The following is a 21,108-nucleotide window of genomic DNA, read 5'->3' as shown; positions in this document are numbered from 1 at the left end:
TCCTGACAATTGAAGGGGGAGCGGTGGTGGCCGGTGCGGGAGGCGGGCCCGGCATCGTCCGCCGGGGCTCGTCTCCCGGCGTCCCCCGGCCGCCTCCCGCCTTCTCCCGCACCGGCCACCGCTCCTCAGGAGTTGCTCGGGAACCCGAGGTTGATGCCGCCGTCCGCCGGGTCGGGCCAGCGGGTGGTGATCACCTTGCCCTGGGTGTAGAAGGCGATGCCGTCGTTGCCGTAGATGTGCAGGTCACCGAAGAGGGAGTCCTTCCAGCCGCCGAAGGAGTGGTATCCCACGGGCACCGGGATCGGCACATTGACGCCGACCATGCCCGCCCGGACCTCCATCTGGAACCGCCGGGCCGCGCCGCCGTCCCGGGTGAAGATCGCGGTGCCGTTGCCCCAGCGGGAGGAATTGATCAGCGTGATGGCCTCGTCGTACGTGTCGGTACGGACCACGCACAGCACGGGACCGAAGATCTCGTCGCGGTACGCGTCCGCCGTCACCGGCACCCGGTCGAGCAGCGAGACCCCGAGGAAGTAGCCGTCGGCGCACTCGGGATGTCCCTCGACGGTGTAGCCCGTACCGTCCACGACGACCTCGGCGCCCTGGGCGCGGGCGCTCTCCACATAGGAGGCCACCTTGTCGCGGTGCTCGCGGGTGATGAGCGGGCCCATGTCGCTCGTGGGGTCGTCGCCGGGACCTATCCGCAAGTTCTTCGCCCGCTCGGCGATCTTGCCGACCAGTTCGTCACCGGTGTCGCCGACCGCCACGACCACGGACACCGCCATGCACCGCTCGCCGGCCGAACCGTACGCGGCGTTGATGGCCTGGTCGGCGGCGAAGTCCAGATCGGCGTCCGGCAGTACCAGCATGTGGTTCTTGGCGCCGCCGAGTGCCTGCACCCGCTTGTCGTGCTCGACGGCCTTGAGCTGGATGTACTTGGCGATGGGTGTCGAGCCGACGAAGGAGACCGCGGCGATGTCCGGGTGTTCGAGGAGCCGGTCGACGGCGACCTTGTCGCCCTGCACGACGTTCAGCACACCGTCCGGCAGCCCCGCCGCCGAGGCCAGCTCCGCCAGCCGGTACGACGCCGACGGGTCCTTCTCGCTCGGCTTGAGGATGAAGGTGTTGCCGCACGCGATGGCGAGCGGGAACATCCACATCGGCACCATGGCCGGGAAGTTGAAGGGCGTGATGCCCGCGACGACACCGATCGGCTGACGGATCGACGCCACATCGACCCGGGTCGAGACCTGCGTGGACAGCTCGCCCTTGAGCTTCTCGGAGATACCGCAGGCCAGTTCCACGATCTCCATGCCGCGCGCGACCTCACCGAGCGCGTCCGCGTGCACCTTGCCGTGCTCGGCGGTGATCAGCTCGGCGATCTCGTCGCGGTGGGCGTCGAGCAGTTCGCGGTACTTGAACAGGACCGCCGTGCGCTTCGCCAGCGAGGCGGTGCCCCAGCTCTCGAACGCGGCCACGGCCGTGGCCACGGCGGTGTCGACCTCGTCGACCGTGGCGAACGCGACCTGCTTCTCCTGGGCGCCGGTGGCCGGGTTGTAGACCGGGCCGAAGCGCCCGGAGGCGCCCTCGACGGGCTTGCCGCCGATCCAGTGGGTGAGGGTCTTCATGGTGCGGGAACCTTTCGTGAGCGGGGGAGTCAGAGGTGCCGGCGGCGGTCGGTGACCTGGCGGTCGTACGTCGTGCGGGCGGCCACGGCGGCCTCGCGGGACGCCACCTCGGCGACCGGCACGTCCCACCACGCCTGCGCGGCGGGGGCGGTGGGCGTCGGATCGGTCTCGACGTACACACAGGTCGGCCGGTCCGAAGCGCGGGCCGCGGTGAGCGCGTCGCGCAGTTCGCCCACGGTCTTGGCGCGAATGACGTCCATGCCGAGGCTGGCGGCGTTGGCGGCGAGGTCCACCGGCAGCGGCGCTCCGGTGAAGGTGCCGTCCGGGGCGCGGTAGCGGTAGGCGGTGCCGAACCGCTCGCCGCCGACCGACTCGGACAGACCGCCGATGGAGGCGTACCCGTGGTTCTGGATCAGGAGCAGATTGACGGGCAGCCTCTCCTGGACCGCGGTGACGATCTCGGTCGGCATCATCAGATACGTGCCGTCGCCGACCAGCGACCACACGGGCGTGCCGGGGGCCGCCTGCTGGACTCCGATGCCCGCCGGGATCTCGTAGCCCATGCAGGAGTAGCCGTACTCCAGGTGGTACTGGCGCGGTGAGCGGGACCGCCACAGTTTGTGTAGATCGCCGGGGAGCGAACCGGCCGCGTTGATGATCACGTCGGTGTCGCCCACGACGCCGTCCAGGGCGCCGAGTACCTGTGTCTGGGTAGGCACCGCGCTGTCGTCGTCGGCGCGGTAGGCGGCGTCCACGACCCGCTCCCAGCGCTCCTTGCCCGCCCGGTACTCCGCCTCGTACGCCGCTTCCACGCGGTGCCCGTCCAGTGCGGCGGTCAGGGCCTCAAGGCCCGTCCGGGCGTCGGCGACCAGCGGGTGCGCGGAGAGCTTGTGCGCGTCGAAGGCGGCGACGTTGAGGTTGACGAACCGCACCCCAGGGTGCCGGAACAGGGTGCCGGACGCGGTGGTGAAGTCGGTGTAGCGGGTGCCGACACCGATGACCAGGTCGGCGGTGCGGGCGAGGTCGTCACTGACGGCGGTGCCGGTGTGGCCGATGCCCCCGAGGTCGGCCGGGTGGTCGTGACGCAGCGAGCCCTTGCCCGCCTGGGTGGACGCGACGGGGATGCCGGTGGCGTCCACCAGCGCCTTCAGCGCGTCCTCGGCCTCGCTGTGGTGGATCCCGCCGCCCGCGACGATCAGCGGGCGACGGGCGGCCCGGATCGCCGCCGCGGCGTCGGCGAGTTCGCGGGGATCGGGAGCGGCGCGGCGCACCCGCCAGACGCGCTCGGCGAAGAACTCCTCCGGCCAGTCGTACGCCTCCGCCTGCACGTCCTGCGGCAGGGCGAGGGTGACGGCGCCGGTCTCGGCCGGATCGGTGAGGACCCGCATCGCGCTCAGCGCGGCGGGGATCAGCATCTCCGGGCGGGTGATCCGGTCGAAGAAGCGGGAGACCGGGCGCAGCGTGTCGTTGACCGACACATCGGCCTCGACCGGGTGCTCCAACTGCTGGAGCAGCGGGTCGGCGGCGCGGGTCGCGAAGTAGTCGCCCGGCAGCAGCAGTACCGGGAGCCGGTTGACGGTGGCCAGCGCGGCGCCGGTGACCAGATTCGTGGCGCCGGGCCCGATGGAGGTGGTGACCGCCTGTGCCGAGAGCCGGTTGAGCTGCCGGGCGTGGCCGACGGCCGCGTGCACCATCGCCTGCTCGTTGCGGCCCTGGTGGAACGGCATGGACTCCTCGCCGGCCTCAAGGAGCGCCTGGCCGATGCCGGCGACATTGCCGTGGCCGAAGATGCCCCAGGTGCCGGCGATCAGCCGGTGCCGTACACCGTCGCGCTCGCTGTACTGCGCGGACAGGAAGCGCACCAGCGCCTGGGCGACGGTCAGGCGGCGCGTTGACTGGCTCATCGGGACCTCACTGGGACGGAGCGGTGTAGCGGGGGAGTCGGGGGTCGACCGGCTGGTCCGGCCAGGTGTCGCGGATCCAGGCGTGTTCGGGGTGGTCGCAGATCAGCCAGGAGCGCTCGGCACCGGGACCCGCCATCACGTTCAGGTAGTACATGTCGTGGCCGGGCACCGCCATCGACGGGCCGTGCCAGCCGTCCGGGATGAGTACGGCATCGCCGCCGCGCACCTCGGCCAGCACGTCGGTGCCCCGGCCGTGGCCGGAGGGTGAGACCCGCTGGTAGCCGAGGCCGGGGGTGCCCTCGTGGTCGGCGAACTCGAAGTAGTAGATCTCCTCCAGCTCGGACTCCTCACCGGGCCGGTCCTCGTCGTGCTTGTGCGGCGGGAACGAGGACCAGTTGCCGCCCGGTGTGATCACCTCGACGGCGATGAGCTTGTCGCACGCGAAGACCCCGGCGGCACCGAAGTTGTTCACCTGCCGGGAGCAACCGCCGGTGCCGCGCAGCTCCACGGGGACACCCGAAGCGGGCCCGTAACGGGCGGGCAGCCGCTCGGCGCAGCGGGCGCCGGTGAGCGCGAACCGGCCGCCATTGCGTGAGGCGAGGGAGACCTGCGCGTCACGCGGTACGTACGCGAAGTCGCTGACCCCGCTGAAGACGCTCTTGCGCCCGGTGAGGCGGAAGGTCTCTCCGGCGGTGGCGACCGTGCAGGAACCCGAGAGCGGCAGCACGATCCATTCGCTGTCACCGGTGTCGAAGGAGTGCCAGCCGCCGGGGGCCAGTTCGAGGACACGCAGGGCGGCGTGGCCCCAGCCGGCCGACTCGGGGGAGATGTCCACCGTGTAGAGGCCGTCCGCCGCCTTTCCCGCGGGCAGATGGTGCGTGGTCGTCATGATGCCGTTCTCCAGAACTTCGACGTGGCGAGATTTTTTGAGGTGGCGAGATTCTTGATGCGGCGGATCAGAATTCTTGATGCGGCGAGTCAGAATTCTTGGTGGGCGGGTCAGAGCAGGCCGACCGCGGTGTCCACCGCGGTCTCCACGCTGCCTTCGGCGGGGTACAGCAGCGAGCGGCCCACGACCAGACCCTGCACGGTGGGCAGCCGCAGCGCCTTGCGCCAGCGCTCGTACGCGCCGTCCTGGTCCCTGCCGACCTCGCCGCCGAGCAGCACGGTCGGCAGGGTCGAGGTCTCCAGGACCTCGGCCATGTCGTCGGGGTCCTCGGTGACCGGCAGCTTCAGCCAGGTGTAGGCGGAGGTGCCCGCGAGGCCCGAGGCTATGGCGATGGAACGGGTGACGGCCTCGGCACTCAGGTCGTTGCGGACGGTGCCGTCGACCCGGCGCGACAGGAACGGCTCGACGAACAGCGGCAGTTTCCGTGCCGCCATCTCGTCGATCGCGCGGGCCGCGGACTGGAGGGTGTTCAGGGAGCCCTGGTCCTCGTAGTCGATGCGCAGCAGCAGTTTGCCCGCGTCGAATCGGAGCCGCTCGATGTCCTCGGCGCGGTGTCCGGTGAAGCGGTCGTCCATCTCGAAGGACGCGCCCGCGAGGCCGCCGCGGTTCATCGATCCCATGACGACCTTGTTCTCCAGCACGCCCAGGAGCAGCAGGTCCTCCAGGATGTCGGCGGTCGCCAGCACACCGTCCACGCCCGGTCGTGACAGCGCCGTGCAGAGGCGTTGCAGGAGGTCGGCGCGGTTGGCCATGGCCAGCCGCCGATCGCCCACGCCGAGGGCGCCGCGCGCCGGGTGGTCGGCCGCCACGATCATGAGCCGGCCGCTGTCGCCGATCAGCGGGCGGCGGGTGCGGCGGTGGGCCGCTTCGGCGATGGCCTCCGGGTGCCGGGCGCGCACCGTGACGAGGTCGGGGATGCTGATGGTCAAGGGAAGCTCCGTTCGGGGGGTGGCGTCGGTCACCGGTGTCGGTCGGCGGCGTCGGTCGCGGCGGCGGTCAGCCGCGCGCGACGAGGTCCTCGACCTCAAAGGCGGTGGGCATCGCGGAGGAGCAGGCGAGGCGGGACGCGACCAGGGCGCCGGCCGCGTTGGCGTAGCGCATGGTCCGCTCAAGTCCCCAGCCGGAGAGCAGTCCGTGGCAGAGCGAGCCGCCGAACGCGTCACCCGCGCCGAGGCCGTTGACGACCTCCACCGGCACCGGCGGCACCTCGGCGCTGGTGCCGTCGCGGTGCACGGCGAGCACGCCCTTGGGGCCCTGCTTGACGACGGCCAGCTCGACGCCCGCGTCAAGGAGTGCCTGGGCACAGGCCCGGGGTTCCCGTACGCCGGTGGCGACCTCGCACTCGTCGAGATTGCCGACGGCCACGGTGCTGTGGCGCAGTGCCTCGGCGTAGAACGGCCGGGCGGCGTCGGGGTCCTTCCAGAACATCGGGCGCCAGTCCAGGTCGAAGACCGTGGTGCCCGACTTGGCGCGTTCCGTCAGCGCCGCGAGCGTGGCGGAGCGGCTGGGCTCCTCGCTCAGCCCGGTGCCGGTGATCCAGAAGACGCGCGCGGCACGGATCGCGGCGAAGTCCAGCTCGTCGGCGTGGATCTCCAGGTCGGGGGCCTTCGGCTGCCGGTAGAAGTACAGCGGGAAGTCGTCCGGCGGGAAGATCTCGCAGAACGTGACCGGCGTGGGGTAGGCGGCGACGGGGGTGACGAAGCGGTCGTCGACGCCGAACTCCCCCAGCGCCTGGTGCAGATAGCCGCCGAACGGGTCGTCGCCGGTCCGGGTGATCACCGCGGTGGAGCGGCCCAGGCGGGCGGCGGCCACCGCGACATTGGCGGCCGATCCGCCGAGGAACTTCCCGAACGACTCGACCTGGGACAGCGGAATCCCCGTCTGCAGGGGGTAGAGGTCGACACCGATGCGTCCCATGGTGATCAGGTCGAAGGTTTCAGGGGTCTCAGGCATGCGCGTCTCCTCAGGCGGGGGATGCGGGCACCCCGGGGCCAGGTGGGCCTGGTGCGGTGTCTCAGGTGTAGGGCTCGACCCCACCTCATGTCAATAGTTTGTACTGACATTCGTACCTGCTTGTGAAATGATGTCTTAACAAACTATTGACAGGCGGGTGCAACGGGGACTTGTATCCCGTCCCAACGCAACAGCCGCGTCACCGGCACATGACCTGGGCTCCCCGGCCCGGGTTTTCGTCCGGTCCGTGCTTTCGTCCGGGCCCGGTGCCCGGAACCCTCTTGCTCCCTTTCCCTCGTCCCACAGTGAGGTGCTGGAAAGATGGACCGCACGCTTCACCCCCGCTCCCGCAGAGTCGTCCCGCTCGTCGCGGTGGCCGCAGTCTCGATGCTGCTCGTCGCCGGCTGCTCCAGCAGCTCCGGCGGCAAGAAGGCCGAGGAGAGCGGGACCGGCACATCCGCCGGAAAGGCCGACACACCCCGTATGACCATCGCGATGGTCACTCACGCGGTTCCCGGCGACACCTTCTGGGACACCATCCGCAAGGGCGCCGAGGCCGCCGCCGCCAAGGACAACGTCAAGCTGGTCTACTCCGGCGACCCCAACGCGGCCAACCAGGCCAACCTGGTCCAGAACGCGATCGACCAGAAGGTCGACGGCATCGCGGTCACCCTGGCCAAGCCGGACGCGATGAAGGACGTCGTCGCCAAGGCGAAGCAGGCGGGGATACCCGTCGTCGCCTTCAACGGCGGGCTCGACGACTGGCAGAAGCAGGGGATCCTCTCCTACTTCGGCCAGGACGAGACCGTCGCCGGTGAGGCGTTGGGCAACAAGCTCAACGAACTGGGCGCCAAGCGCAACATCTGTGTGATCCAGGAGCAGGGCCATGTCGCCCTGGAGGCCCGCTGTGCCGGTGTGAAGAAGACCTTCAAGGGCAAGACCGACAACCTCTACGTCACCGGCGCCGACATGCCGTCCGTGAAGTCGACGGTCACCGCCAAGCTCAAGCAGGACAACTCCATCGACTACGTCGTCACCCTCGGCGCCCCCTTCGCGCTGACCTCCGTGCAGTCGGTCGCCGACGCGGGCAGCAAGGCCAAGGTCGCCACCTTCGACCTCAACAAGGACCTGGTCAACGCCGTCAAGGACGGCAGTATCCAGTTCGCCGTCGACCAGCAGCCCTACCTCCAGGGCTATCTCTCGGTCGACTCCCTGTGGCTCTACAAGACCAACGGCAACTTCAGCGGCGGCGGTGTGGCGCCGGTGCTGACCGGACCGGCGTTCGTCGACAAGTCCAATGTCGACACCATCGCCAAGTTCGCCGCGAAGGGCACCAGGTGACCGCGATGACCCAAGCAACGGCCCCGGCGGCGAGTCCCTCGTCGCCGGCCCCGCCGGCCTCCCCGAAGGACGGCCGAACCGCCGACCGGTCTCTGGCGCGGCGGCTGCTCGCCCGCCCGGAGATCGGTGCCCTCATCGCCGCCATCGCCGTCTACGCGTTCTTCTTCGCGGTGGCCCCCGCCTTCCGCGACGCCGGATCCCTGGCCACCGTGCTCTACCAGGCGTCGGTCATGGGCATCATGGCGATCCCCGTGGCCCTGCTGATGATCGGCGGCGAGTTCGACCTCTCCGCCGGTGTCGCCGTCACCAGCTCGGCGCTCACCGCGGGCATCCTCAGCTTCCAGCTCTCCACCAATGTCTGGACCGGCGTCGTCGTCGCCCTGGTGGCCTCGCTCGCCGTCGGCGCGTTCAACGGCTATCTGCTCGTCCGGACGGGACTGCCCAGCTTTCTCATCACCCTCGGCTCCTTCCTGATCCTGCAAGGCGCCAACCTGGCCGTCACCAAACTCTTCACCGGCAATGTCGCCAGCGACTCGATCAGCGACATGGACGGCTTCGACCAGGCCAAGAAGGTCTTCGCCTCCGAGATCGGCATCGGCGGGGTCAACTTCAAGATCACCATCTTCTACTGGCTGATCTTCGCGGCGGCGGCCACCTGGCTGCTGCTCCGCACCAAGATCGGCAACTGGATCTTCGCGGTCGGCGGCAACAAGGAGAGCGCCCGCGCCGTCGGCGTGCCCGTCAACTTCACCAAGATCGCCCTGTTCATGGGCGTGGGCGCCGGCGCCTGGTTCGTCGGGATGCACCTGCTGTTCTCGTTCAACACCGTGCAGTCCGGTGAGGGCGTGGGCAACGAGTTCCTGTACATCATCGCCGCGGTCATCGGCGGCTGCCTGCTCACCGGCGGCTACGGCTCCGCGGTCGGGCCCGTCATCGGCGCCTTCATCTTCGGCATGGTCTCCCAGGGCATCGTGTACGCCAACTGGAACCCCGACTGGTTCAAGGCGTTCCTCGGCGTGATGCTTCTGCTTGCCGCCCTCGTCAATCTGTGGGTCCGCCGCCAGGCGACCCGGAGGTGATCTGATCCCATGACAACCAACGGATCCTCGCCCAGCGCGGCGCCCGTCAAGGAAACAGCCCCCGGGGACGGCACTCCCGTCGTCGAACTCCGCGGGATCGGTAAGTCGTACGGCAACATCCGCGCCCTGCACGGCGTCGACCTGTCCGTCCGGCCCGGCCAGGTGACCTGCGTACTCGGCGACAACGGCGCGGGCAAGTCCACCCTCATCAAGATCGTCTCGGGGCTGCACCGGCACACCGAGGGTGACTTCCTCGTCGACGGTGAGCCGGCGCACTTCGGCACCCCGCGCGAGGCCCTCGACCGTGGCATCGCCACCGTCTACCAGGACCTCGCCACCGTGCCCCTGATGCCGGTCTGGCGGAACTTCTTCCTCGGCTCCGAGATGACCCGCGGCCCCTGGCCGCTACGGCGCCTCGACATCGCGCGGATGAAGCGGACCGCCGACGAGGAACTGCGCGCCATGGGCATCGTCCTGGACGACCTGGACCAGCCCATCGGCACCCTCTCCGGTGGCCAGCGCCAGTCCGTGGCCATCGCCCGCGCCGTCTTCTTCGGCGCCCGCGTCCTCATCCTGGACGAACCGACCGCGGCGCTCGGCGTCAAGCAGTCCGGGGTCGTGCTGAAGTACATCGCCGCCGCCCGCGAGCGTGGCCTCGGCGTCATCTTCATCACCCACAATCCGCACCACGCCTACATGGTCGGCGATCACTTCAGCGTGCTGCGCCTCGGCACCATGGACCTCAGCGCCGACCGCGACGAGGTGACCCTGGAAGAGCTGACCAACCACATGGCGGGCGGCGCCGAACTCGCCGCGCTCAAGCATGAGTTGGCGCAGGTCCGTGGTGTCGACGTCGAGAAACTGCCGGAGGAGTCCGACCTGAGGATCACCGCCGCGGCCACCGAAGGGACCCCCTGATGACGACCCCCCTGCACCGCATCCGCGTCGGCTCCGCGCCGGACTCCTGGGGCGTGTGGTTCCCGGACGATCCCCAGCAGGTGCCATGGGAGAGATTCCTCGACGAGGTCTCCGGCGCGGGCTACGAGTGGATCGAACTGGGCCCGTACGGCTATCTGCCGTCCGACCCGGCCCGCCTCACCGACGAGGTGGCCAAGCGGAACCTCAAGGTCTCGGCCGGTACGGTCTTCACCTCGCTGCACCGCGGCCCCGCCGTCTGGGACGCCACCTGGGAGCACGTCGGCCAAGTCGCCTCGCTCACCCGGGCGATGGGCGCGAAACACCTGGTGGTGATCCCCTCCTTCTGGCGCGACGACAAGACCGCCGAGATCATCGAGCCGCCGGAACTGACCGCCGAGCAGTGGGCCCATCTCACCAAGGGCACGGAACGGCTCGGCCACGAGGTCAAGGAGACCTACGGCCTCGACATCGTCGTCCACCCGCACGCCGACACGCACATCGACACCGAGGCACACGTCGAACGCTTCCTCGACTCGACCGACTCCGACCTGGTCAACCTCTGTCTGGACACCGGGCACTACGCCTACTGCGGCGGCGACAGCGTCAAGCTCATCGAGACCTACGGCGAGCGCATCGGCTATCTGCACCTCAAGCAGGTCGACCCGGAGATCCTCGCCGACGTCCAGGCGAACGAGGTGCCCTTCGGACCCGCCGTGCAGCGTGGCGTGATGTGCGAACCCCCGTCCGGTGTACCCGCGTTGGAGCCCGTCCTGACCGCCGCCCAGCGCCTGGGCGTCGAACTGTTCGCCATCGTCGAGCAGGACATGTACCCCTGCCCGCCGGACAAGCCGCTGCCGATCGCCGTACGCACCCGTCAGTTCCTCCGCTCCTGCGGCGCCTGATCCACTCGAAGGGACCACCCACCACCATGACTCAGCGTGGAACTCTCGGAATCGCCGTCGTCGGCACCGGGCGGATGGGCGCCGACCACGTACGCCGGATCAGCGAGGTGACCAGCGGCGCGCGCGTGACGGCCGTCGTGGACATCGACGCCGAACGGGCCAAGCGGCTCGCCGACGACATCGACGGCTGCACCGCCTACACCGACCCGGCGGCGGCGATGGCCGCCGCCGACGTCGACGCCGTCCTCATCGCCTCACCCGGGCCCGCCCACGAGGCGGCGCTGCTCACGGCCTTCAGCCACGACCTCCCGGTGCTGTGCGAGAAGCCGCTCACCCCCGACGCGGCCTCAGCGCTGCGGGTACTCGACGCCGAACAGCGGCTCGGCCACCGGCGGGTCCAGGTCGGTTTCATGCGGCGCTACGACGTCGAGTACGTGCAACTCAAGGCGCTCCTCGACAGTGGACGCCTGGGCCGCCCGCTGATGCTGCACAACCGCCACCGCAACGCGCAGTCCCCGTCCTTCTTCACCGGCGACATGGTCATCAGCGACTCGGTGGTTCACGAGATGGACGTGACCCGCTGGCTCCTCGATCAGGAGATCACCGCGATCACGGTGCTGCGCCCACGGCCCTCGTCGAACGCCCCCGAGGGCCTTCAGGACCCGCAGTTCGTCATCATGGAGACCGACGGCGGCGCCCTGGTCGACGTCGAGATCTTCCTGAACTGCGGCTTCGGCTACCAGGTGAAGGCGGAGGCGGTCTGCGAGCGCGGCACCGCCCGTATGGGCGAGGGACACGCCCTGGTCACCGAGACGGACGGTCATTGGGGCGGCACCGTCGCGCCGGACTTCGTGGTGCGCTTCGAAGACGCGTACGACCGCGAGGTCCAGGCATGGGTGGACGCCACCCGCCGTGGCGAGGTCACCGGGCCGAGCTGCTGGGACGGTTACGCGGCGGCGGCCGTCGCCGAGGCGGGCGTCCGCGCCTTGGCGGAGGGCCGCAGGGTCGAGGTCGAACTGATCGACCGGCCGGCCTTCTACCGCTGACGACGGAGCGCGAACCCGCACGGAACGGGAACCGGCACGGGGCGGGAGCAAGGAATGTCCTTGCTCCCGCCCCGACCTGTCGGGCCCGGACGCCGGCAACTCGGCCGGGTTCAGGCCCAGTCGGCGAGGTACTCGCCGATCTTCCGCCGCATGAAGACGGAAGACTCCCTCGCCCGCTCCTCCCACGCGAAGACACACGCCGTGAGCGTGCCGTCGAAACCGTTCGCCCGCAGCTCGCGGAAGAGTTCGTCGAAGTCGACCTCGCCCTGACCGATGTCCAGGTGCTGATGGATGCGCGCGGGGGTACCGGGCGGGTTGAGGATGTAGCGGTTGCCGGAGGACGCCGTGTGGTCGAAGGCGTCCGCGAGATGCACATGGGTCAGCAGGTCACCCGCGTGCGAGATGATCCCCGGCGCGTCGTCGCCGATGTGGAAGGTGTGCGGGGCGCAGTAAAGGAACGACACCCGTGGGTGGTTGATGCCGCGGATCAGACGGAGCGCGTCGTGGCCGTTCTCGATGAAGTCGTCCGGGTGCGGTTCGAGGACGAGTTGGATGCCCTCGCGGTCGAAGAGCGGCAGCAGTTCCTCCAGCGACTTCCAGAACTGGCCCTCGCTGCGCTCCGCGGCCTCGGGACGGCCGTTGAACTCCGAGATCATGCTGGTGACGCCGAGGTCCACGGCGATCTGGATGGAGCGCTTCCAGTACCGCACGGCGGCCTGTCGGTCGTCCTCGTCGGGTCCCGACCAGCGGAACAGCGGCAACAGCGAGGAGATACCGACCCCTGCCGACTCCAGCGCCGTGCGGAACCGCCGGACCGTGCCGTCGTCGACGCGCGGGTGCCGGAAGAAGGGGATGAAGTCCTCGCGGGGGGACAGCTCGATCCACTCGTACCCCAACTCGGCCACCACGGCGGGAAGTTCGAGGAGGGGTACGTCGCGGATCATGTAAGGGTCGAGTGCGATCTTCATGGTGGGTGTCACAGCCCTCAGACTTTGTCCTGCCAACAGGTCTTTTTAAAGCGCTTTAAGCATGGGTACTATGAGACGCGCCGCTCGGGTGTGTCAAGGGTGTCGCGCCCCGCGAACCGGACGAGGAGAAGCAGGTGGACGTGGCAGGCTCTGACGCCCGGCCCGACAGCGCGGGCGCGAGCGCGCGTCCCCGGCTGGAGGACGTCGCCGCGCGCGTGGGTCTGTCCACGGCGTCGGTGTCGCTGGTCCTGCGCGATGTGCCGGGCCCCAGCGAGCGCACCCGGCAGCGGGTCCTGAAGGCCGCCGCCGAACTCGGCTACCGCGCCGATCGCAACGCCAGCCTGCTGGCCCGCCGGCGCAGCCGGCAGCTCGGCGTCATGGTCGACATCCACAGCTCCTTCCACGCCGAACTGGTCGAGAGCCTGCACACGGCCGCCGAGGAGATCGGCTACGACCTGGTGCTCAGCACCCAGACCCGGACCCGCGACGAGAACACCGCCGTCGAGACCCTGCTGGCCTTCCGCTGCGAGGCGTTGATCCTGCTCGGCCCGACCGCACCCGCCGCCACCCTCAAGGCGCTGGACCGGAAGGTCCCCGTCGTCGCCGTCGGCCGCCGGATCGCCGACGCGAGCCTGGACGTCGTGCGCAGCGCGGACGAGGACGGCATCGGCCAGGTCGTCGACCATCTGGTGGAGCTGGGACACCGGGAGATCGTCCATGTCGACGGCGGCAAGGGCGTGATCGCCACGGACCGCCGCCGCGGCTACCGCAATGCCATGCGCCGCCATGGGCTGGACGCACACATCCGCGTCCTGAGCGGCGACCGCACCGAGGCGGCGGGTGAACGGGCCGCCCGACACCTCCTCGAAGCGGGCCAACCACCCACCGCGGTGGTGGCGTTCAACGACCGGTGCGCCATCGGCATCCTCACCACCCTCGGCGGAGCCGGTATCGCCGTCCCCGACCGGGTGTCCCTCGTCGGCTACGACGACGACGCCCTGTCCCGGATGACCTGCTTCGACCTCACCACGGTCGGCCAGAGCGCCGAGGACCTGGCCCGGCACGCCGTGACCGCGGCCGTCGAACGCCTCGACCACGGCCGCACGACCCCCCGCGAAGTGGTACTCCCACCACGCCTGTTGGTACGCACCACCACCGCCGCGCCGGACCGGCCACCTGGGGAAGTCTCGTGAGTGTCCCGACCCGCTCCCGTAGGAAAATGTGAGATATGGGAGCGTGAGCGGGTGAGTGAGACGACGACTGGACCTCTGCAATACCGCTCCGACGGGCCCGAAGACGCACCCACCCTGGTGATCGGGCCATCGCTCGGCACGACCTGGCATATGTGGGACCGGCAGATACCCGAGCTGACCAGACAGTGGCGGGTGCTGCGGTTCGACCTGCCCGGCCATGGCGGGGCGCCCGCCCACGCCGCCACGGCCGTCGGCGAGCTGTCCGACCGGCTGCTCGCGCTCCTCGACGACCTGGGCGTGCACCGCTTCGGCTACGCGGGCTGCGCGTTCGGCGGCGCCATCGGCCTCGATCTGGCGTTGCGTCATCCGCACCGGGTTGCGTCGCTCGCGGTGATCGCCGCGTCGCCCCGATTCGGCTCGGCCGACGAGTTCCGTCAGCGCGGTGTCATCGTCCGCAGCAACGGCCTCGACCCGATCGCCCGTACCTCGCCCGACCGCTGGTTCACACCGGGCTTCGCCGCCGCCCAGCCCGCGATCACCGAGTGGGCCGTGCAGATGGTCCGTACCACCGATCCCGGCTGCTACATCGCGGCCTGCGAGGCGCTGGCCTCCTTCGACGTACGGGCCGCGCTCGGCCGGATCGGGGTGCCCACCCTGGTCCTGGTCGGCTCCGAGGACCAGGTCACGGGCCCGGCCGAGGCCCGTACGCTCGTCGCCGGGATCCCCGACGCCCGGCTCGCGGTCGTCCCCGGCGCCTCCCACCTGGCCCCCGTCGAACAGCCCGCGGCGGTCACCGACCTGCTCGTACGGCACTTCTCTGCCGCCTGGCAGGCCGCTCCCGACACGACCGGACAGATCGCGATCCCGGCCGCCGTCGTCGCGCCCTCCGGGGACTCGCCGACCGCGACCATGGGCATGGCCGAGATCGAACCCCCCGCGCGACAGCCCGAAACGGACGGCAGGGCCGACCCGTACGACGAGGGTCTGAAGGTGCGGCGCGAGGTGCTGGGGGACGCGCACGTCGACCGGGCACTCGCGTCGGCCGACGACTTCTCCGGTGACTTCCAGCGGCTTCTCACCCGGTACGCGTGGGGCGAGGTGTGGACCAGGCCCGGTCTCGATCGTCGGCTGCGCAGCACCGTCACGCTCACGGCGCTCGTCGCGGGCGGTCACCTCGACGAACTGGCCGCGCACACCCGTGCCGCCCTGCGCAACGGCCTCACCCCGGACGAGATCAAGGAGATCCTGCTCCAGGCGGCCGTGTACTGCGGGCTGCCCGCAGCGAACAGCGCCTTCCGGGTGGTCCAGGAAGTGATCCGTGAGGAGACCACTCCGCAGGAGTGAGCCCGGCGGCGTGAACCCGCGCGCGTGGCTCCCGAACGCAGCAGGATGGTCACCATGAAGCTCACCAAGAAGACGCACTCGTGTGTCCGCCTGGAGAAGGACGGTCAGGTCCTCGTCATCGACCCCGGCGCCTACAGCGAGGAGGACGCGGCGGTCGGCGCGGACGCCGTCCTCGTCACCCACGAGCATCCCGACCACTTCGCCGAGGACCGGCTGCGGGCGGGCCTCGAAGCGAACCCGGACGCCCGGATCTGGACGCTGAAGTCGGTCGCCGAACAGGTGTCGGCCGCGTTCCCCGGCCGTGTGCACACCGTGGGTCACGGCGACACCTTCACGGCCGCCGGATTCGACGTCCAGGTGCACGGCGAGCTGCACGCCGTGATCCACCCGGACATCCCGCGCATCACCAACGTCGGCTATCTCGTGGACGGGTCGCTGTTCCACCCCGGGGACGCCCTCACGGTCCCGGACCACCCCGTGGAGACGCTGATGCTCCCCGTGCACGCGCCCTGGAACAAGATCTCCGAGGTGATCGACTACGTACGCGAGGTCAAGCCGCGCCGCGCGTACGACATCCACGACGCCCTCCTCACCGACCTCGCCCGGCCGATCTACGACCGCCAGATCGGCGCACTCGGCGGCGCCGAACACCTGCGCCTCGCTCCTGGCGGCACCGCGAGCGTCTAGGCACCGCGAGCGTCCGGGCACGGCAAGGGGTCCGGGCCCGTTGTCGTACCCGCCGGGTAGGTTGTGAGGCATGCGCATCGCGACCTGGAACGTGAACTCGATCACCGCGCGCCTCCCGAGGCTCCTCGCCTGGCTGGAGAGCAGCGGCACCGACGTGCTGTGCGTGCAGGAGACCAAGACCACCGAGGAGCAGTTCCCGGCCGCCGAACTCCGCGAGCTGGGGTACGAGTCGGCGGTCCACGCCACCGGCCGGTGGAACGGCGTGGCGGTGATCTCCCGCGTCGGCCTGGACGACATCGTCAAGGGCCTGCCCGGCGACCCGGGCTTCGACGGCGTGCAGGAACCCCGCGCGGTCTCGGCGACCTGCGGCCCGGTCCGCGTCTGGTCGGTGTACGTGCCCAACGGCCGCGAGGTCGAGCACCCGCACTACGCCTACAAGCTCCAGTGGTTCGAGGCCCTCAAGGCGGCCGTCGCGGGCGACGCGGCGGGCAGCAGGGCGTTCGCGGTGATGGGCGACTACAACGTGGCGCCGACCGACGACGACGTCTGGGACATCAGCCTCTTCGAAGGCGCCACCCATGTCACCCCGGCCGAGCGGGCGGCCCTCGCCTCCCTGCGCGAGGCGGGCCTGACCGATGTGATGCCGCGCCCGCTGAAGTACGACCACCCCTTCACCTACTGGGACTACCGCCAGCTCGGCTTCCCGAAGAACCGCGGCATGCGCATCGACCTGGTCTATGGCAACGAGACGTTCGCGAAGGCCGTCTCCGACGCGTATGTGGACCGCGAGGAGCGCAAGGGCAAGGGCGCGTCCGACCACGCGCCGGTGGTCGTCGACCTGGACGTCTGAGCCCGCCCGACCGGTCAGGCGGGCTGCCGTACCGGTCAGGTCCTGGTCCCGTACCGGTCAGGGCCTGAGCTGCCGCAGGTCCACCGAGTCGGCGAGCGCCGCGAGCCCCGCGTCGCCGGGATGCAGATGGTCCCCGCTGTCGTAGGCGGGCAGGATCCGCGACGGCTGCGCGGGGTCCCGCAGCACCCGGTCGAAGTCGAGCACGGCGTCGAAGTCACCGCCGTTGTCCCGGAGATAGGCGTTGATCGCGGTCCGCCGCGCGTCGGCGTCCGGGGTGCAGAGGCTTTCGCCCGCGCAGGGCGCGATGGTCGCCGCGAGCACCCGCAGCCCGCGCGCGTGGGCTCGCCCGGCGATCTCCCGCAGCCCGGCGATCACGTCATCGGCGGACGTGCCCCAGCGGACGTCGTTGACCCCCTGGAAGACGATGACGGTACGGGCCGACGGCTGCGCGAACACATCACGGTCGAGGCGGTGCAGCGCGCTCACCCCGCCCGAGTCCGTGGAGACACCGTCGCCGGGGTACCGGTCGGCGACCACCCGGTTCGCCGAGATGCCCTGGTTGAGGACGCCGTAACGGGGGACGTCGCGCTGGTTGAGGAGTCGGGTGGCGAGCACGTTCGGCCAGCGGCGGTTGGCGCCCTGCGTCGACCGTGCCCCGTCCGTGATCGAGTCACCGAGCAGTACCACGGACCCCGGCCCGCCGCTCACGTCGATCCCGGCGAGCAGCGGCCAGGTCGTGATCGTCGAGGGATACGCGTCCCCGCCCGCGTCGGCCGTGTGGTCGCCGGGCCCGCTCACGTACGACGCCTGCACGGCCTCCCGGTGCAGCGGGGCCGCCGTCACCGTGCCCGGCAGATGGAAGCTCACCAGCAGATCGCTGTCCGGCTCCACCCGGAAGGCCAGCGGATCGCTGAACGCCTGGGCGCCCGCGGGGACTTCGGTGCCGCGCCCGCCGCCGAACGTCAGCCGGACCGGGGCACTCCGCGCGCCCGCGCCCGTCCCCCGCACGGCGACCGTGGCGCTCCCGATCCGTACCGGCGCCGACGCGAACGTGTTGTCGAAGTGGATCCGCACCCGGGGCCCGCCGACGGAGGTGTGCGCGACGAGTCGTAGCGTGCGGTCGGTCCAGGGTCCCACCGTGGCGTAGGTCGCCGTCGACGCCGACCAGGTGCCGGTCCAACCGGTCGTCGCCGTACGCACCGACAGCGCGAACACATGCAGATCGGGGCCCGCGTCGCGCGGCAGCGCCACCGACTCGACCTCGCGGCCCCGGATCAGGGGCACCGTCACAACGTACAGCTTTGCCCGCTCGGCGAGTTGACCGTCCGGGGTGTTCACATGCGGGAGCGCGACGGCCTTCGTGGCGAGTGAGCCGAGGCGCCAGTCGGGCGCGGTCAGCCGGTAGGTGCCGCGTGAACCGTCGCGGTAGCGGACCGTGCCCGCGCCGCCGGCCGGGGCGCCTCCGGTGCCGGCCACCAGGAAGGCGAGCGCGTCCCCGCGTCCCCGCAGCCGGACGGACTGGCCGTCGGCGCGTACGTTGTCCGGCTCGCCGGCGGTCCGCCGGGGCCAGGTCAGCCGGGCGCCCTCGACGGTGAGGGAGCGGCCCGGCGTCCATCCCGCCGCGGCCAGGTCGCCCGCCGACAGGGAGGCGCCGGAGCCGTCGAAGTCGGCGTCCCCCGGGCGGTCGTCGTCGCTGACGGCGCGGTTGTCGAAGAGTTGGTCGAGGGAGACGGGGGCCGGTGCGCGGGACGGTACGCGTGCCGCTGTCGCCGCCGCGGCCGGTACCGGTGCCGCGATCGCCGCGACCAGGGCGAGCGCCGCCGCCGAACCCCACCACATGTGCCGGCGCATCACCGACTCCTCCCGCTCGGTCATGGCCCTTTCGTCCCACTCGGTGACGAATCGGCCACGGACAGCTGACATCACACGTGACTGAAGAAGCTAAAGAGCCAGCAGGTACGCGTCAACGCGCGACGCGCGAACTCCGTCGCGGACTTCGGCACGGACTTCGTCCAACAGCCGTGTCCCGCGCGCCTGTGGTGCGACAGCCGGTACGAATGTCACGCTGGGCTTATGAACATCCCCTTCCTGGACTTCCTGGACAAGTGGCGCAAGCGGCAGTCATCCGACAGCGGCGACGGACTCGCGGCCGTGTTCGAGAACGACCCGGAGGGCGTGAGTGAACTCTTCTCGGAGTGCGAACTGCTGCGCTCCCAGGCGAGTGCCGCGGGGCTCGAACTGGACGACACCGCCGCGTCGTTGAACGCCCTCGACCAACTCCCGCCGCGCTGGCGCGACGACCCCGAGGTACTGCCCTGGCTGGGCAACGACGCGGGTCTGTACCTCGGTTCGGTCATCGTCCGTACCGTGCCGGGTGCCGTCTGGCATGTGTGGCCGGGTGGTCACCCCGGGGTGCGGCTCGCCTCCGGGCGCGAGATCCATGTCGTGGAGGCGGGCCTCGACTGGGCCATCAACGGCGCCCCCGAACTGTTCCAGGTCTACGCCGAGGCCGCCGAGGCGTGAACCCGGCCATCTCGTACGCCAAGTAACTCAACTGCGGCAAATACGGTTAATGTCCATACGTGCGTGTCGTCCGTTAAGTCCCATATTGCGGTGGATAGTTTGCGCGGACCAACCGCCGAGAGTGGGCAGGGCAGGGCATGGCCGTCGATCCGTTGATCGAACTGCACGACGTGAACAAGTACTACGGGACGTTGCATGTCCTTCAGGACGTCAACCTCACCGTCGGCAAGGGGGAGGTGGTCGTCGTCATCGGCCCGTCGGGGTCGGGGAAATCAACATTGTGCAGAACGATCAACAGGCTTGAGACGATCCAGTCCGGTTCCATCCGTCTTGACGGTCAACCCCTGCCCGACGAGGGCAAGGCCCTGGCGAAACTGCGTGCCGAGGTCGGCATGGTCTTCCAGTCGTTCAACCTCTTCGCCCACAAGACCGTTCTGCAGAACGTCTCCCTCGCCCAGACCAAGGTCCGCGGACGCAAGAAGACCGAGGCCGACCAGCGTTCCCGTCAACTCCTCGACCGGGTCGGACTCGCCACCCAGGCGGACAAGTTCCCCTCACAGCTCTCCGGCGGCCAGCAGCAGCGCGTGGCCATCGCCCGTGCCCTGGCGATGGACCCGAAGGCGCTTCTGTTCGACGAGCCGACATCGGCACTCGACCCGGAGATGATCAACGAAGTCCTCGAAGTCATGCGGCAACTCGCCCGCGACGGCATGACCATGGTCGTCGTCACCCACGAGATGGGCTTCGCGCGGTCCGCCGCCAACCGCGTCGTCTTCATGTCCGACGGCCGCATCGTCGAGGACCGCACCCCGGAGGACTTCTTCACCCGCCCCGAGAGCGAGCGCGCCAAGGACTTCCTCTCCAAGATCCTCAAGCACTGACGGGGGGTGACACGTCTCGTGAGACGCCACAGCGCACCGCGCACGGTCCGCGCTCTCGTACTCCTGCTGTTCGCCGCCCTCGCCGCGGCGGCCTGCGGCAAGGAGGGCAGCCCGCCGACCAAGGGACCCGCCGCCGGGAAACTGCCCCACTACGCGGTCGCCCAGGGCTTCCAGCTACCGGACTCCAGCACCTGGAAACGGGCCAAGTCCCGTGGGTACTTCACCGTGGGCGCCAAGGAGGACCAGCCGTACCTGGGCGAGAAGGACCCGGCGACCGGCACCTATTCGGGCTTCGACATCGAGATCGCGAAGATGATGTCCGCGTCCCTCGGCTTCGACCCCGGCACGATCCGCTTCAAGACCATCGCCTCGGCCAACCGCGAAACCGCCCTGCAGAACGGCCAGATCGACTACTACGTCGGCACCTACACCATCAACGACAACCGCAAGAAGCTCGTCGGCTTCGCAGGCCCGTACTACATGGCCGGACAGGGCCTGCTGGTGCGGACCGACGAGAACGACATCCACGGACCGCAGGACCTCGACGGCAAACGCGTCTGCTCCGCCGCCGGCTCGACCCCGTACCAGCGGATCCAGCAGGACTACCCCAAGGCGACGCTCGTCGCGTACGACACGTACTCGGTCTGTGTGGACAACCTGTTGACGTACCAGGTTGATGCAGTGACCACCGACGACGCCATCTTGATCGGCTACGCGGCCAAGGTGCCCAAGGAGCTGAAGGTGGTCGGCAAGCCCTTCTCGCAGGAGCCCTACGGCATCGGCGTACCCAGAGCCGACAACGCGCTGCGCTTCGCCCTGAACGACGCGCTCGCCGCCCGTGAGAAGAACGGCGACTGGAAGAAGGCGTACGACGCGACACTCGGTCTGTCCGGAGTGCCCGCGCCCCAGCCACCCGCCATCGACCGCTACCCGGCGAGCTGA

General features: G+C 70.1%; 19 protein-coding genes. 12 read left to right on the top strand and 7 right to left on the bottom strand.

Features of this window, described 5'->3' with window-relative positions:
* Positions 1 to 125: 125 nt before the first annotated feature.
* From ACFVT5_RS22340 to iolC, 5 genes are all read right to left on the bottom strand, one after another.
* Positions 126 to 1,628 carry a CoA-acylating methylmalonate-semialdehyde dehydrogenase gene (locus ACFVT5_RS22340; RefSeq protein WP_389890511.1) on the bottom strand — a complete coding sequence of 501 codons (1,503 nt, stop codon included), beginning with the start codon at positions 1,626 to 1,628 and terminating at the stop codon, positions 126 to 128.
* A 29-nt stretch (positions 1,629 to 1,657) separates the two neighbouring features.
* Entirely contained in the window at positions 1,658 to 3,532 is a 1,875-nt protein-coding gene (gene iolD / locus ACFVT5_RS22335; protein ID WP_389890508.1) for a 3D-(3,5/4)-trihydroxycyclohexane-1,2-dione acylhydrolase (decyclizing), read from the bottom strand.
* Positions 3,533 to 3,539: 7 nt separating this feature from the next.
* Positions 3,540 to 4,421 carry a 5-deoxy-glucuronate isomerase gene (iolB, locus tag ACFVT5_RS22330; protein WP_389890505.1) on the bottom strand — a complete coding sequence of 294 codons (882 nt, stop codon included), beginning with the start codon at positions 4,419 to 4,421 and terminating at the stop codon, positions 3,540 to 3,542.
* Between the two features lie 110 nt (positions 4,422 to 4,531).
* Entirely contained in the window at positions 4,532 to 5,410 is an 879-nt protein-coding gene (locus tag ACFVT5_RS22325; RefSeq protein WP_389890503.1) for a deoxyribose-phosphate aldolase, read from the bottom strand.
* Positions 5,411 to 5,477: 67 nt separating this feature from the next.
* A complete protein-coding gene (gene iolC, locus ACFVT5_RS22320; RefSeq protein ID WP_389890501.1) occupies positions 5,478 to 6,434 on the bottom strand; it encodes a 5-dehydro-2-deoxygluconokinase in 957 nt (318 codons plus the stop codon).
* Positions 6,435 to 6,755: 321 nt separating this feature from the next.
* On the opposite strand from iolC, the gene ACFVT5_RS22315 reads away from it, so the two are divergent.
* The 5 genes from ACFVT5_RS22315 to ACFVT5_RS22295 are packed head-to-tail and all read left to right on the top strand — an operon-like array spanning position 6,756 to position 11,720.
* Entirely contained in the window at positions 6,756 to 7,775 is a 1,020-nt protein-coding gene (locus ACFVT5_RS22315) for a sugar ABC transporter substrate-binding protein (RefSeq protein WP_389890498.1), read from the top strand.
* 5 nt (positions 7,776 to 7,780) lie between these two features.
* Positions 7,781 to 8,854 (top strand): ABC transporter permease, encoded by a 1,074-nt coding sequence (locus tag ACFVT5_RS22310; protein WP_389890495.1) that lies wholly within the window; start codon positions 7,781 to 7,783, stop codon positions 8,852 to 8,854.
* A 9-nt stretch (positions 8,855 to 8,863) separates the two neighbouring features.
* A complete protein-coding gene (locus ACFVT5_RS22305; RefSeq protein WP_389890492.1) occupies positions 8,864 to 9,772 on the top strand; it encodes an ATP-binding cassette domain-containing protein in 909 nt (302 codons plus the stop codon).
* Positions 9,772 to 10,674 (top strand): sugar phosphate isomerase/epimerase family protein, encoded by a 903-nt coding sequence (locus ACFVT5_RS22300; RefSeq protein ID WP_389890489.1) that lies wholly within the window; start codon positions 9,772 to 9,774, stop codon positions 10,672 to 10,674. The genes ACFVT5_RS22305 and ACFVT5_RS22300 overlap by 1 nt, the downstream gene beginning before the upstream one ends.
* Positions 10,675 to 10,700: 26 nt before the next feature.
* Positions 10,701 to 11,720 (top strand): Gfo/Idh/MocA family protein, encoded by a 1,020-nt coding sequence (locus ACFVT5_RS22295; RefSeq protein WP_389890487.1) that lies wholly within the window; start codon positions 10,701 to 10,703, stop codon positions 11,718 to 11,720.
* A gap of 110 nt (positions 11,721 to 11,830) precedes the next feature.
* Here the strand turns inward: ACFVT5_RS22295 and ACFVT5_RS22290 are convergent, their stop codons facing one another.
* Positions 11,831 to 12,688, bottom strand: a complete 858-nt coding sequence (locus ACFVT5_RS22290) for a sugar phosphate isomerase/epimerase family protein (protein WP_389890763.1) — start codon at positions 12,686 to 12,688, stop codon at positions 11,831 to 11,833.
* A 140-nt stretch (positions 12,689 to 12,828) separates the two neighbouring features.
* On the opposite strand from ACFVT5_RS22290, the gene ACFVT5_RS22285 reads away from it, so the two are divergent.
* The 4 genes from ACFVT5_RS22285 to ACFVT5_RS22270 all read left to right on the top strand — a co-directional run bounded on the left by ACFVT5_RS22285 (position 12,829) and on the right by ACFVT5_RS22270 (position 16,762).
* The gene (locus tag ACFVT5_RS22285; protein ID WP_389890484.1) at positions 12,829 to 13,881 is read left to right on the top strand and encodes a LacI family DNA-binding transcriptional regulator; all 1,053 of its coding nucleotides are present in this window, start codon (positions 12,829 to 12,831) and stop codon (positions 13,879 to 13,881) included.
* A 51-nt stretch (positions 13,882 to 13,932) separates the two neighbouring features.
* Positions 13,933 to 15,225, top strand: coding sequence for a 4-carboxymuconolactone decarboxylase (gene pcaC, locus ACFVT5_RS22280; RefSeq protein ID WP_389890481.1), 1,293 nt, complete (start codon positions 13,933 to 13,935; stop codon positions 15,223 to 15,225).
* Positions 15,226 to 15,279: 54 nt separating this feature from the next.
* Positions 15,280 to 15,912, top strand: a complete 633-nt coding sequence (locus ACFVT5_RS22275; protein WP_389890478.1) for an MBL fold metallo-hydrolase — start codon at positions 15,280 to 15,282, stop codon at positions 15,910 to 15,912.
* A 70-nt stretch (positions 15,913 to 15,982) separates the two neighbouring features.
* Positions 15,983 to 16,762, top strand: a complete 780-nt coding sequence (locus ACFVT5_RS22270) for an exodeoxyribonuclease III (RefSeq protein WP_389890476.1) — start codon at positions 15,983 to 15,985, stop codon at positions 16,760 to 16,762.
* A gap of 57 nt (positions 16,763 to 16,819) precedes the next feature.
* Here the strand turns inward: ACFVT5_RS22270 and ACFVT5_RS22265 are convergent, their stop codons facing one another.
* The gene (locus tag ACFVT5_RS22265; protein WP_389890760.1) at positions 16,820 to 18,613 is read right to left on the bottom strand and encodes an SGNH/GDSL hydrolase family protein; all 1,794 of its coding nucleotides are present in this window, start codon (positions 18,611 to 18,613) and stop codon (positions 16,820 to 16,822) included.
* A 222-nt stretch (positions 18,614 to 18,835) separates the two neighbouring features.
* Between ACFVT5_RS22265 and ACFVT5_RS22260 the strand changes: the two genes are divergently transcribed.
* The 3 genes from ACFVT5_RS22260 to ACFVT5_RS22250 all read left to right on the top strand — a co-directional run bounded on the left by ACFVT5_RS22260 (position 18,836) and on the right by ACFVT5_RS22250 (position 21,108).
* Positions 18,836 to 19,285, top strand: a complete 450-nt coding sequence (locus tag ACFVT5_RS22260) for a DUF6278 family protein (protein ID WP_389890473.1) — start codon at positions 18,836 to 18,838, stop codon at positions 19,283 to 19,285.
* 137 nt (positions 19,286 to 19,422) lie between these two features.
* On the top strand, positions 19,423 to 20,166 hold the full coding sequence (locus ACFVT5_RS22255; protein ID WP_389890470.1) for an amino acid ABC transporter ATP-binding protein: 744 nt from the start codon (positions 19,423 to 19,425) through the stop codon (positions 20,164 to 20,166).
* Positions 20,167 to 20,184: 18 nt separating this feature from the next.
* Entirely contained in the window at positions 20,185 to 21,108 is a 924-nt protein-coding gene (locus tag ACFVT5_RS22250) for a glutamate ABC transporter substrate-binding protein (protein WP_389890468.1), read from the top strand.

Origin of the sequence: Streptomyces sp. NPDC058001 (assembly GCF_042886315.1) — a bacterium.
Taxonomy (GTDB): Bacteria; Actinomycetota; Actinomycetes; order Streptomycetales; family Streptomycetaceae; genus Streptomyces.
Note: the sequence above shows the minus strand (reverse complement) of the source record. Positions and strands in the feature narration are given on the sequence as shown.

Excerpts from the sequence above, each read along its gene's own strand:
- ACFVT5_RS22340 (WP_389890511.1), bottom strand. The coding sequence starts at position 1,628 with ATGAAGACCCTCACCCACTGGATCGGCGGCAAGCCCGTCGAGGGCGCC.
- iolD (WP_389890508.1), bottom strand. The coding sequence starts at position 3,532 with ATGAGCCAGTCAACGCGCCGCCTGACCGTCGCCCAGGCGCTGGTGCGC.
- iolB (WP_389890505.1), bottom strand. The coding sequence starts at position 4,421 with ATGACGACCACGCACCATCTGCCCGCGGGAAAGGCGGCGGACGGCCTC.
- iolC (WP_389890501.1), bottom strand. The coding sequence starts at position 6,434 with ATGCCTGAGACCCCTGAAACCTTCGACCTGATCACCATGGGACGCATC.
- ACFVT5_RS22315 (WP_389890498.1), top strand. The coding sequence starts at position 6,756 with ATGGACCGCACGCTTCACCCCCGCTCCCGCAGAGTCGTCCCGCTCGTC.
- ACFVT5_RS22310 (WP_389890495.1), top strand. The coding sequence starts at position 7,781 with ATGACCCAAGCAACGGCCCCGGCGGCGAGTCCCTCGTCGCCGGCCCCG.
- ACFVT5_RS22305 (WP_389890492.1), top strand. The coding sequence starts at position 8,864 with ATGACAACCAACGGATCCTCGCCCAGCGCGGCGCCCGTCAAGGAAACA.
- ACFVT5_RS22300 (WP_389890489.1), top strand. The coding sequence starts at position 9,772 with ATGACGACCCCCCTGCACCGCATCCGCGTCGGCTCCGCGCCGGACTCC.
- ACFVT5_RS22295 (WP_389890487.1), top strand. The coding sequence starts at position 10,701 with ATGACTCAGCGTGGAACTCTCGGAATCGCCGTCGTCGGCACCGGGCGG.
- ACFVT5_RS22290 (WP_389890763.1), bottom strand. The coding sequence starts at position 12,688 with ATGAAGATCGCACTCGACCCTTACATGATCCGCGACGTACCCCTCCTC.
- ACFVT5_RS22275 (WP_389890478.1), top strand. The coding sequence starts at position 15,280 with ATGAAGCTCACCAAGAAGACGCACTCGTGTGTCCGCCTGGAGAAGGAC.
- ACFVT5_RS22270 (WP_389890476.1), top strand. The coding sequence starts at position 15,983 with ATGCGCATCGCGACCTGGAACGTGAACTCGATCACCGCGCGCCTCCCG.
- ACFVT5_RS22265 (WP_389890760.1), bottom strand. The coding sequence starts at position 18,613 with ATGCGCCGGCACATGTGGTGGGGTTCGGCGGCGGCGCTCGCCCTGGTC.
- ACFVT5_RS22260 (WP_389890473.1), top strand. The coding sequence starts at position 18,836 with ATGAACATCCCCTTCCTGGACTTCCTGGACAAGTGGCGCAAGCGGCAG.
- ACFVT5_RS22255 (WP_389890470.1), top strand. The coding sequence starts at position 19,423 with ATGGCCGTCGATCCGTTGATCGAACTGCACGACGTGAACAAGTACTAC.